Genomic DNA, 11781 nt, shown 5'->3' on the forward strand with positions numbered 1-11781 from the left:
CACGCCCTGTCAGACGTAAGCCGGGCCCCTCAGGTCACTTGGCGCACTCGACCTTGTCCGCGGTGGACTGCTGAACCCCCTCCGGCGCCTTCGTCGGAGCGGTGAGCGACACGCCCGCGCCCTTGAAGTCCTTGCCCAGGGTCAGGGTCATCGTCGGCAGGCCCTGGGAGTTGGTCACGCTCTCGCCCGGCTTCATCGCCGAGCCGGACAGGCCCATGATGGCGGCCAGCCGCCGCGCCTGGTCGGCCTGGTCGGGAGCGTACTCGAGGGTCGTCTTCGCCAGCTCGGCGTTCGCGTTGCCCGCGTTCTCCGACTTCAGCACGCCCTCTTCGTTCTGCAGGTACTCCAGCTCCGCCTGCGCGCTGCCGGCCTCCGCACCGCCGTTGAGGATGCGCACCCGCACCTCGGAGGCGTCCGCCTTGGTGCCCTTCAGCCGGGCGGCCACGGCGGCGGCCTCCTTCTTCTTCTGCGCCTTGACCTCGGTGAACGACACGTCGTTCTTGATCATGTCGAAGACCTGGGGCGCCGAGTTCGGGTTGACCACGACGGTCGCCTTGACCTTCTCCGCCGGGTTGTCGATCACCGGAACCGTGGTGAACGTCAGGTTCTTGACGTTGAGCTTGCCCAGCTCCAGACCCAGGTCCTTCAGCTTGTTGATGCTGTCCAGCTGGGAGTCGACGGTCAGCGCCTTCGTCCCCGCCTCGGCCAGCTTGATCATCTTCGCCGGGTTGGTCAGCGTGTCGTTGGACTTCAGCTTGCGCATCAGCGCACTGAGGAACTGCTGCTGCAGCGTGATCCGGCTCAGGTCGCCGCCGAACCCGACCGCGTGCCGGGTGCGCACGAACGCGAGCGCCGTCTCGCCCGAGATGTGCTGCGTCCCCTTCTTCAGGTCGAGGTGCGAGTCCGGGTCCTTGATGTCCTTGGCCAGACACACGTCGACCCCGCCGACCGCCGAGGTCAGCGTCTTGACCGCGTTGAAGTCGGCCACCATGAAGTTGTCGGCCTGGACCCCGGTCAGTTCGGTGACGGTCCGCACGGTGCAGCTGGGCGTACGGTCGTCCTGGCCGAGGCTGGTGTTGAAGCGGACGCCGGTCGTGCCCGGGATGATCTCCTTCGTGCCGTCCTTCTGCGTGGTCGGACAGTCGGGGATGTCGACGATCAGGTCGCGGGGGATGCTCAGCGCGGTCGCGTTCGAGCGGTCCTTGGAGACGTGCAGCAGGATCGTGGTGTCCGCGTGACCGACGCTGCCCGCGTCGCCGTAGCCCTCGTTGCCCGAGCCGGTGCGCTTGTCCGTGCCGATCAACAGGATGTTGATCGCCTTGTCCTTCTGGAAGCCACCGGTGCTCGCGCCGTCGTCGGCGACGGAGGTGATGTTGCCGTTGAGGTGCTCGATGTAGAGGTACCCGGCGCCCGCCGCGGCCACCAGCACGAACGCCATCGTGCCGCCGGTCCACAGCAGGATCTTCTTCGCCTTGGACTTCTTCGCCGGCCGTCGGCCGCGCCGCCCCGGCAACGGCTCCTCGGGCACGCCCCGGCGCCTGCGCGGCGGCGGCACCTCACGGCCGGGGGCCGCAGGGGCCGCGGGGGAAGCCGTACGCCCGCGCGGCGGGGCGCCCGCCCTGTCGGTGACCGATCTACGGGGCCCTGGAACGGCCGACCGCGGTGACTGCGGTGCGGAAGGGGTCAGTCGCAGTTCGTATTCGCCTGTGTGCGGGTTGAGTACCCACTGGTCTGCGGGGTCGATGTCGTCCGCCCGCCCACGGCCTTGCGCGTCCACGGTTGTCTGAACCCTCCGTCGGGGCCACGCGGCGCCTTCCCCTCCAAGGCGCTCGGGTCTCGGTCACACAGTGCTCGACCGCAGGACAGACCTATGGCCGGTGGCACCGGATCGCTCACACTAACCGGCTTGTTCGGCTCCTAGTGACGCCGGTGATTAATTCCACGTCACTACAACTGGGCAATCCGCCCATTTACCCGGGAGGCTGTGCGTCACCTTGGCGAACGCTTTACGCGCACGCGTCCTCGGCGGCCGTGTTCCCGCGGAAGGTCGGCGCGGGCGAATTGACGGCGGAGGGTTCACCGGACCCTTCGCCGTCCGCCTTCTCGCTCGCCTCCCCGTCCACGCTCTCGTCGCTTTCCTCGTCGTTCTCGGCCGAATTGCGGCTTTTAGTCGCCGAGTCGGCAGGAGCCGCCGAGTTCCGCGGAACCTTTTCCGCGACCTCCACCGGCGCGTCCGAGCGCAGCCGCTCGAACAACCTTTCCGCTTCGGGCTCCACGAGCTGGTCACGATTGGCGTTGTAGACGTACGACTCCCTCGGCACTGTAAGGAATTGCACACGTTCGGTGGGGATGTCGCGCAGCCCGCGCACGAGTTCGTACAAACCACGCAGGCTCGCCAGATCCGGGTCGGTCGTCAGTGACGAAGTGGCGGCGTCAAGGACCGGATAGAGCTTCACCGGATTCAGCAGTACGTCATTGCTCTGCACCTTGTTGACCAGCGCCCCCAGGAACCGCTGCTGCCGGTCCATCCGGTCGGTGTCACTGCCGTTGCCCAGCGTCTTGCGGGCTCGCACATACCCGAGGGCCTGCTCGCCGTCGAGCGTCACCCGCCCCGCCGGGAGCCTCAGCTTGGCGGCCTTGTCGCGGATCGGCTCGGCCAGGCACACCTCGACGCCGTCGACCGCGTCGACCATGTCCTTGAACCCGTGGAAGTCGACGACCATGTGGTGGTCGACACGGATGTTCGTCAGCCGCTCCACGGTCCGGATCGTGCAGGCCGAACCCCCCACCTGGAACGCGTAGTTGAACATCGTGAACATGGGCTCCGACCGGGTGCCGTCGGGCCGCAGGCACCCCGGCACGTCCACCATCAGATCCCGCGGCAACGACACCGCGGTGGCACTGCCCCGCCCCGCCGCCAGATGCAACAGGATCGTGGTGTCGGACCGCTCGGTCCCCGAGTCCCGCCCGTAGCGCCGGTTCTCGTCCCCGGAGCGCGAGTCCGAACCGATCACCAGAATGTTCTGCGCCCCCCGCACCAGCGAGGTCGGCCGCTCCTTCTCGTACCGCGCCAGCTCGGCCGCCGCCGCCTTGTCCGACGTGATGTTCCCGTCCAGCTTCGCGTAGACGGCCCACCCGGCCCCGCCGGCCGCGAGCAGCACGACCACGACGCCAACCCCGGCCCCGCGCACCCACCGCCGCCGACGCCGCCGTATCAGCCCGGCACCGGTCGCCGAGGCCCCCGCCCCCGGCCCGAGCGCTCGGGAGGGCGCGGTAGGCGCGCCTGCGGTGTCGGTCACGTCGGCATCCACCCCTCACGGCGTACGAGCGTGTCGTGCGAGCTGCTCCTACGACCATGGCGTGGATGGGGGGTCGGGGGGTGGGTGGAGGGGGCCGAACGGGGGACGGATGCGGGGGTCTGGGGGCGGCAGCCCCCAGGTGACGGTCACCTCTCGACCGACCGAGACGGGCGGTGGGTGGGCATAGGTCCGGGGGTCTGGGGGCGGAGCCCCCAGGAGCGCCCGCGCCAACGCCGGGTGGGTCGGAAGCAGGCCGCGCCTACCGGGCCGTAGCCGACACCCGCTCACTCTCGATCCGCTTGGCCAGCGCCTCCTCGCCCAGCTGATCCAGGTTCCGGCACAACACCACGGACCCCCCGGTCGCCAGCGGCGCGTACAGCCCCGCGTTCAACCCCTCCCACGTGTCGTACGGCAGAGCAGACAGCAGCCGCGACCCGGGCCCCGTCAGCCCCACCCCCGTCGCCTCCGCCCGGGCCCGCTCCACAACCTCCGCCGCGCTGAACTCCCGCCCGGCCACGATCAACGCGGGCGCGTCGGGATCCACCGGCGCGAACGGCGCGAACCGGTCCCCCTGACTCGGCACCTCGACGGCATAGTCGGCGAACCCGGCCGGCGGCTGCGGAAACCGCCCGCCGAGCGGCCGCAGGGCCAGCGCGACCCGCTCCCCGGAGCACGCCCGCGCCGCCTCCAGCGAATCCGGCCCGCTCACCACCACGTCGGCAACCGCCGGATCACCGCCCACGTCGGCGATCGCCCCCACCGACGAACACGCCAGCAACCACACCGCCGTCTGCCAGTGCGCGGGCAGCAGCAGCGCGACCCGGTCGCCGGGTCCCGCGGCGAGGTCGCCCTGGAGGAGGTTCGAGGTCTTGGCCACCCAATTGGCGAAGGTGGCCACGGACAATTCGACACGTTCGCCCGTGGCATCGTCGTAGAAGGTCACCAGGGGGCGTCCGGGGTCCGCGGCGAGCGCGGAACGCAGCAGGTCGGCAGGGGTGCGATCGGTGGCGTTCACCCGAAGAAGCGTACGCGGGCCCGCGATCGCGCACCGGCGGGTGGGGCCACGGATCGCCGCCGGTCCGCCACCGGTTCGGCGGAACGCCGCCCAACGGCCCGTCAATTCCCCAATGGACAGATATGTATGACTATGTCCAAGATCAGGGGCATGCGTGGATTCCTTGCTTCCTCGATCGGCGTCACCTGCGCGGCCGCTCTGGCCCTTCCGCTGACCCCGCCCGCGGCCGCGGCAAGCCCGCCGGCCACGGAGACCGTGCTGTCGGCGAGAGCGCCGACGGCGTACGCACCCACCAAGACGAACGCACCCACCAAGACGAACGCACCCACCAAGACGAACACCCCGGTCACGACGACCACCCCGGCCAAGGCACCCGCACCGGCCGAACCGCCCACGAGACCCGCCCCGGCCGCGGAAGCGCCCGGCAGCACCCAGTCGCTGCCCCTCGCGCCCCTCACCCACCCTGACCGAACCCTCGCCCCCACCGCCGAACAGGGCCTGCCCCGCCAGGACGTACGGCACTTCTCACTCGTCGGCGTGATCTGGGACGACCCGGACGTCGAACTCCACGGCCGCGTCCAGGTCCGTACCCGCGCCGCCGGCACCGGCACCTGGTCCGGCTGGCAGGACGTCGACACCCACAACGCCGACCACGCGGCCGACCCGGACACCGCCGAGCGCACCTCGGGCCGGGTACGCGGCGCGACCGCACCGCTGTGGGTGGGCGACTCGGACGGCGTGGAGGTACGCGTCCGCGCGGACGCCGGGGCCCACGACCACCGGGTCGAGGAGACCGCCCGCGGCCCCCGTACGGTGACGGCCGGCTCTCCGCTCCCCTCCGGTATGCGCCTCGAACTGGTCGACCCCGGTACCCCGCCGGAGGCGGCTCCGGACGTCACCGCCGGCGCTGCCCGCGCCCGCGCCCTCGCCCCGACCGCCGAACCGGTCGCGGCCCTCGCCGCCGTGGACGCCTCCGCCGCCAACGCCGGCCTGGCCCCCTTCGGCGCCACCGAGATCCCGGAACTCACCCGGAGCCAGACCGAGCGGGAGCTGCTGACCCTCGAAGCCCCAGAGCTGACGCGGGAGCAGCGGGCGAAGCCGAAGATCGGCCCGCGCCCGCGCATCGTCACCCGGCGCGGCTGGGGCGCGAACGAGAGCCTGCGGGAGCGGAAGTTCGTCTACACGAAGAAGGTCAAGGCGGCCTTCGTGCACCACACGGCCTCCGGCAACGGGTACCGGTGCGCCCAGGCTCCCTCAGTCATTCGCGGTATCTACCGCTACCACGTCCTGAGCATGGGCTGGCGCGACATCGGCTACAACTTCCTCGTCGACAAGTGCGGAAACATCTACGAGGGGCGTGCGGGGGGTGTGGCGAAGCCGGTCCTGGGCGCCCACACGCTGGGTTTCAACACCAACAGCATGGGGATCGCCGTCCTCGGCAGCTTCGGCTCCACCAAGCCGTCCGCCTCCGCGGTGAAGGGCATCGCCCGGCTCACCGCGTGGAAACTCGGCCTGCACGGCGCCAATCCGCGCGGCAAGACATACCTGAAGTCGGGCGGTGGCAATCTGTACCGCAAGGGAAAGAATGTACGACTGAATGTGATCTCCGGTCACCGGGACGGCTTCCCAACGGCCTGCCCGGGCTGGCAGCTCTACCGCAAGCTAGGTACGACCCGTTCGACGGCGGCCCGCTACCAGGGCCGATAAGCCCGGACCAGGGCTGGGGGAGCAGCCGTAGGACGACACGTTCACCGCCGTCGGGGGGCAGGGGCGGAATGCCGCACGGCCATCGAAGGCACCAGACAACGGTCTGCATACACTGGCCGGCCGAAACAGAGTTCGGCCGGTCCCGGCAGGAAGCAGAGACGACAGGTGACTGAAGCGATACTCCTGGTCGGCGGCAAGGGCACGCGGCTGCGCCCGCTCACGGTGCACACACCGAAGCCCATGGTCCGCGCGGCCGGGGTCCCGTTCCTCACGCATCAGTTGGCGAGAGCGAGAGCGGCGGGCGTCGACCACATCGTGCTCGCCACCTCCTATCTGGCCGAGGTCTTCGAACCGTACTTCGGCGACGGCTCCTCCCTCGGACTCCACATCGAGTACGTCACGGAGGACGAGCCCCTCGGCACGGGCGGCGCGATCCGCAACGTCGCCTCCCGCCTCCACTCGGCCCCCGACGACCCGGTCCTGATCTTCAACGGCGACATCCTGACGGGCCTGGACATCAGGGCGCTGGTGGAGACCCACGAGCGGACGGCCGCGGACGTCTCCCTCCACCTCACACAGGTCACCGACCCGCGCGCCTACGGTCTGGTCCCCACGGACGAGACGGGCAAGGTCCTGGCGTTCCTGGAGAAGCCGCAGACCCCCGAGGAGATCGTCACCGACCAGATCAACGCGGGGGCGTACGTCTTCCGCCGCTCGGTCATCGACACGATCCCGCACGGCCGCCCGGTCTCCGTCGAGCGCGAGACCTTCCCCGACCTCCTGGCGGCCGGAGCCCACCTCCAGGGCATGGTCGACTCGACGTACTGGCTGGACCTCGGCACCCCGGCCGCCTTCGTCCGCGGCTCCGCCGACCTCGTCCTGGGCCGCGCCCCGTCCCCCGCGATCCCCGGCCGCTGCGGCGACCGCCTGGTCCTCCCGACGGCACGGGTGGCCCCCGACGCGAAGCTCACCGGCGGCACGGTCGTCGGCGAGGGCGCCTTCGTCGCCGAGGGCGCGCGCATCTTCGGCAGCACGATCCTCCCGGGCGCCGTCATCGAACCCGGCGCCGTCATCACCGACTCCCTCGTCGGCACCCGGGCCCGCGTCGGCGAACGCTCCGTCCTCACCGGCACGGTCATCGGCGACGGCGCCGTCATAGGCCCCGACAACGAACTCCGCGACGGCATCCGCATCTGGTGCAACGCCCAGATCCCGGCAGGCGCAGTCCGCTTCTCCCCGGACCAGTAACCCACCCCTCCACTCCACCCCGACGCCGGGCAGCCGACCGAGCCTGCCCGGCGTTGAACGACGCGGGGCGCAGCCCCCCGGGGACGGTCACCACAACGCCGCCGAGGTCACAACCGCCCGATGTCCCCCCGAGGCATCCGCGGCGCCCGCCTCGCCGAAACCATCCCGCTCAGCAGGATCAACCGAGCCGCCCGATGCCGCTGTCCCGCATAAGGCTCCAGCAGCTCCAACATCGCGTCATCATCCGCGTCCCGGTCCCCGGCCAGCGCCCACCCGACAATCCCCGGCAGATGCAGATCCCCCACGGTCACCGCATCCGCCGCCCCATGACTGCGCTGCACAACCTCCGCCGAAGTCCACGGCCCGACCCCCGGCACCAGCTCCAACCGGGCCTGCGCCTGAGCCGGAGGCATCCGCACCGCTTCCTCCATCCGCCCCGCAACCCGAACAGCCCGCAGAATCGTCGACGCCCGCTTGTTGTCGACCCCGGCCCGATGCCACTCCCACGACGGAATCAACGCCCAGGTCCGAGGCGCCGGCATCACCCACAGCCGCCCACCCGCCGCAGGCCCCGGCGCCGGCTCCCCGAACTTCCGCACCAGCAACCGCCACGCCCGGTACGCCTCGTCGGTCGTGACCTTCTGCTCGAGAATCGACGGGATCAACGACTCCAGCACCAGCCCGGTCCGCGTCAACCGCAGTCCCGGCCGCCGGTGCCACGCCCTCGCCACCACCCGGTGCCGAGGAGCGAACACGGCCGGATCGTCATCGGCCCCGAGCAATCCCGGCAACCGCTCCAACAGCCACTCGGCCCCCGGCCCCCACGCCTCGCCCCGAACCGCACCACCCGCCGCGGCGACCCGCAGCGTCCCCGGCCCGGCAGGAGTGAGAGCGGCCCGCCACACGGACCCGTCCGGCATCGCCCGGAACGTCGGATCCCCGGGCCCCCGCCGCAGCGGCCCGAGCACCAGCCCGAGCTCGAGCGGCCCCTCCGGCACATACGTCCGCACCAGCCCCGGCGCCTGCGCCTGCCGCGGCACGCCCCGCGCCGCGGGCACCCCGACCTCCCCGCCGCGCACAGTCGTACGCGTGGGCCGGGGAGCGAATCGTCCTGCCACGAATGAGCTCCCGGAGAAGTCGGAGGTGTCCTGGCCGCCCTACGAGACCAGACCGCCTTACGAGCCCAGACTGCCGTACGAGCCCAGACTGTCCTATGAGGCCCGGCCGCCCTATGGGACCAGGCAGCCGTACGAGAACAGGCGGCGCTACGAGACTAGGCGGCCTTACGAGACTATGCGGCCGCACGACGCCCCAGCGCCCGTATAGCCAGGCTCACCGCACCTCGATGAACGCCCCGGCCTCCCGCTCCGGCCGAGCCCGGGGTTCCTCCGCCGGATGCCCGACCGCCACGGCCCCCATCGGATCCCATCCCTCCGGCAGCCCCAGCACGTCCCTGACCACGTCCCGGCAGAACATCGTGGACGACACCCACGCCGATCCCAGCCGCTCCCCGGCCAGCGCGACGAGGAAGTTCTGCACACCGGCCCCCGCGGCGACCACGAACATCTCCCGCTCGGCAGCGTCCCGGCGCGGATCGCCGTATGTGTGCGACCCGTCCATCACAAGGCAGGGCACCACCAGATACGGCGCCTTCCGCAGCACATCCCCCCGCCGCACGCGCTTGCCGATCGACTCCTCGCTCTTCCCGTCCCGCCGCAGATCCGCGACCCAGGCATCACGCATGGCGTCCAGCAGTTCGCTCCGCGCGGCCTGCGACTCCAGCAGCACGAACCGCCACGGCGTCGTGTGGTGCGGCGCCGGCGCGGTGACGGCCGCGGCCACGGCCCGCCGTACGGCGCCCGGGTCGACGGGCTCGTCGGTGAAGGCCCGTACGGTACGGCGCTGTGTGACCGCCTCCCGTACCGCCTCCGAGGTCCCGAGTCGGAACATGTCGTCGCGCGCACCGCGCACCATGGCCCGCGCCCCCTCCCCGTCCTCCGCGGCCACCACGTGCGACAGCCCGCGCACCACGGCGACGGGCAGCCCGGCGGCCTTGCCCTTGACCAGATCACCGGCCGCGGCCAGCTCGTCCGCCGTCGCGACGACCGTCGCGCTGAGCGGATTGCCGTACGCGTCCGTGCCCCCGCGCAGGTCGTCCAGCACCCGCACGCCGGCGGCGCCGATCGCGACATCCGTGAGCCCCGTGCGCCAGGGCCGCCCGAACGTGTCCGTCACGACGACCCCGACATCGACCCCGAGGGCGTCCCGCAGCCCCTCCCGGATCGCCCGCGCGGACGCGTCCGGGTCCTCGGGCAGCAACAGCACGGTCCCGGAAGGGGTGTTGGAGGCGTCGACCCCGGCGGCGGCCATCACGAGCCCCTGCCGGTTCTCCACGATCCGCAGCGCACCGCGTCTCGCCACCACCCGCACGGTCTCGGCGTCGATCGCGGCCTCCCGGTCGGCCGCCTGGACGATCCGGCCCTCCGCCTTGGACACGATCTTGGAGGTGACGAGCAGCACGTCCCCGTCCACCAGACCCGGCTCGGCGGCGGCGATCAGCTTGCCGAGATCGTCCCCCTGCTGCACCTCGGGCAGCCCGGGCACCGCCCAGACCCGAAAACCGTCGACAGGCACGCCGCTCAAATCGCCCGCACCTCCTCCGCCAGCGCCAGCGCCTCACGCGCCATCTGCGCGGCCGCGTCCACGTCGGTCATCATCAGCGGTACGGCACGGCACCGGATCCCGGCGGCCTCCACCCGCTCCACCACGCCCGCGTCCACGGTGTCGACCAGCCAGCCGTCCAGCAGTCCCGAGCCGTAGTGCTCGGCGACCGCCGCGGCCGTCGACTCGACGCCCACCGCCGCGAGCACCTTGTCGGCCATCCCGCGCACGGGCGCGTCCCCGACGATCGGGGACAGCCCGACCACCGGCACTCCGGCATCGGCGATCGCCTCCCGGATGCCGGGCACGGCGAGGATGGTGCCGATGGACACGACCGGGTTGGACGGCGGGAACAGCACGATGTCCGCCTCGGCGATCGCCTCCAGGACGCCCGGCGCCGGCTTCGACTGCTCCGCACCCACCGGCACGATCGCCTCGGCCGGCACGGAGGCCCGCAGCCGCACCCAGTACTCCTGGAAGTGAACGGCCTTGCGCTCCCCGTCGACCTCGACGGCGACATGCGTCTCGACCCGGTCGTCGGTCATGGGGAGCAGCCGTACGCCAGGCTTCCACCGGTCGCACAGTGCCTCGGTCACCGCGCTCAGCGGATACCCGGCGCCGATCATCTGCGTCCGCACGATGTGCGTGGCGAAGTCCCGGTCGCCGAGCCCGAACCACTCGGGCCCCACGCCGTACGCCGCGAGCTCCTCCTTGAGGTGGAAGGTCTCCTCGGCACGCCCCCAGCCCTGCTCCTCGTTGATGCCCCCGCCGAGCGTGTACATCACCGTGTCGAGGTCCGGGCAGACCTTCAGCCCGAAGAGGTGGATGTCGTCCCCGGTGTTGCCGATGACCGTGACGTCCGCGTCCGGCGCGGCCTGCTTCAGACCGCGCAGGAACCGGGCACCACCGATGCCGCCTGCCAGAACCACAATGCGCATGGGAGCAAGTCTTACAGGCGGGTACGACAACGCGTCAGGCGGTTAGGGCGTCCGCCTCGTCGTACGTGGCCGGGGCCGAGCACTGGGGCGCGTGCATCGGCATCTCGGTCAGGCCCGGGTAGTAGACGTGCAGGCTTATGGCCGGCTCCAGTGTGTCGTTGACCACCTCGTGCACGTACCCCGGCGCGAACACCCGCTGAGCCCCCGCCTCCAACGCGCGCGTGCCCCGCCCGGTCCGCTCGGTCAGCGTTCCGTCGAGCACGGTCAGGACACCGGAGGAGCGGCCGTGGTCGTGCGGTCCGCTGCCCTGTCCGGGCACCCAGGACAGCAGCCAGACCTCGTAGCCGGGGCCGGTACGCAGCCGGTGGTACCAGCGGGTGGTCGCGTCGTACTGGACAAGGTGCTCCCACTGGGCGCGGTCGGCCGCGATGGAGCGGGCCAGCCCGACGAACTCGGCGACGGTGGCCGGGTGCTCACGCGGGGGCTGGAGCAGGTGCGGGACTTCGAGGATGTCGCCGGCGATCTGGAGGTCGCTGTCGCTGTTCATGGAGTGCGGTGTTCCTCGGCGGAAGAGTGTGGGGGATGGCTGGGTGTCACGTACCGCCCGCCCGGGTCGCGGGGGACAGAGATGCCCTGGTCCGGGCGGGGGGAACAAGCAGCCGAGTCGCGGTGGACTCAGAGGCAGCCGGAGCGCGCTTGGCTCAACAGCCGGGACAGCAACAACAGCTACAGCGAGCGTGGGCAGCACCGAGGGACCCGGCGGAGCGGGTCGAGGTGAGTGCCAAGTTCGCGAGCATGCCCACAAGGACAGCGGCTCACACCTCCACTGTCAACTCGACGCCCGGTATGTGGGACATGTTTCACCTCATCCGGTTCATCTCCCAGGTGAAAGGTTTGTTCATGTGCCCACCGG

Annotated in this window: 9 protein-coding genes; 2 read left to right on the forward strand and 7 right to left on the reverse strand. The window is 71.4% G+C overall.

The annotated features are described in order from the left end of the window. Positions 1-34 precede the first annotated feature (34 nt). From OG252_RS30230 to OG252_RS30240, 3 genes are all read right to left on the reverse strand, one after another. On the reverse strand, positions 35-1777 hold the full coding sequence (locus tag OG252_RS30230) for an LCP family protein (RefSeq protein WP_329340054.1): 1743 nt from the start codon (positions 1775-1777) through the stop codon (positions 35-37). A gap of 229 nt (positions 1778-2006) precedes the next feature. Next, positions 2007-3299, reverse strand: coding sequence for an LCP family protein (locus tag OG252_RS30235; RefSeq protein WP_329340056.1), 1293 nt, complete (start codon positions 3297-3299; stop codon positions 2007-2009). 259 nt (positions 3300-3558) lie between these two features. Then, on the reverse strand, positions 3559-4314 hold the full coding sequence (locus tag OG252_RS30240) for a TIGR03089 family protein (protein ID WP_266438644.1): 756 nt from the start codon (positions 4312-4314) through the stop codon (positions 3559-3561). Positions 4315-4464: 150 nt separating this feature from the next. On the opposite strand from OG252_RS30240, the gene OG252_RS30245 reads away from it, so the two are divergent. Together OG252_RS30245 and OG252_RS30250 are read left to right on the forward strand one after the other, a co-directional pair. Then, positions 4465-6021 carry a peptidoglycan recognition protein family protein gene (locus OG252_RS30245; RefSeq protein ID WP_329340060.1) on the forward strand — a complete coding sequence of 519 codons (1557 nt, stop codon included), beginning with the start codon at positions 4465-4467 and terminating at the stop codon, positions 6019-6021. Between the two features lie 165 nt (positions 6022-6186). Further along, positions 6187-7269 (forward strand): NDP-sugar synthase, encoded by a 1083-nt coding sequence (locus tag OG252_RS30250; protein ID WP_329340062.1) that lies wholly within the window; start codon positions 6187-6189, stop codon positions 7267-7269. Positions 7270-7376: 107 nt separating this feature from the next. On the opposite strand, the gene OG252_RS30255 is transcribed toward OG252_RS30250, so the two are convergent. The 4 genes from OG252_RS30255 to OG252_RS30270 form a co-directional block, all read right to left on the reverse strand. Beyond that, positions 7377-8387 (reverse strand): DNA-3-methyladenine glycosylase family protein, encoded by a 1011-nt coding sequence (locus OG252_RS30255; protein ID WP_329340064.1) that lies wholly within the window; start codon positions 8385-8387, stop codon positions 7377-7379. Positions 8388-8601: 214 nt separating this feature from the next. Next, positions 8602-9912, reverse strand: a complete 1311-nt coding sequence (locus OG252_RS30260) for a coenzyme F420-0:L-glutamate ligase (protein ID WP_266438654.1) — start codon at positions 9910-9912, stop codon at positions 8602-8604. Next, positions 9909-10868: a 2-phospho-L-lactate transferase gene (gene cofD / locus OG252_RS30265; protein WP_329340065.1), complete on the reverse strand. Its 960-nt coding sequence runs from the start codon at positions 10866-10868 to the stop codon at positions 9909-9911. Before cofD ends, OG252_RS30260 begins: the two co-directional genes overlap by 4 nt. Before the next feature lie 34 nt (positions 10869-10902). Beyond that, positions 10903-11415: a cysteine dioxygenase gene (locus OG252_RS30270; RefSeq protein WP_266438660.1), complete on the reverse strand. Its 513-nt coding sequence runs from the start codon at positions 11413-11415 to the stop codon at positions 10903-10905. Between the last annotated feature and the right edge of the window lie 366 nt (positions 11416-11781).

The sequence above is a fragment of the Streptomyces sp. NBC_01352 genome (assembly GCF_036237295.1).
Lineage (GTDB): Bacteria > Actinomycetota > Actinomycetes > Streptomycetales > Streptomycetaceae > Streptomyces > Streptomyces plumbiresistens.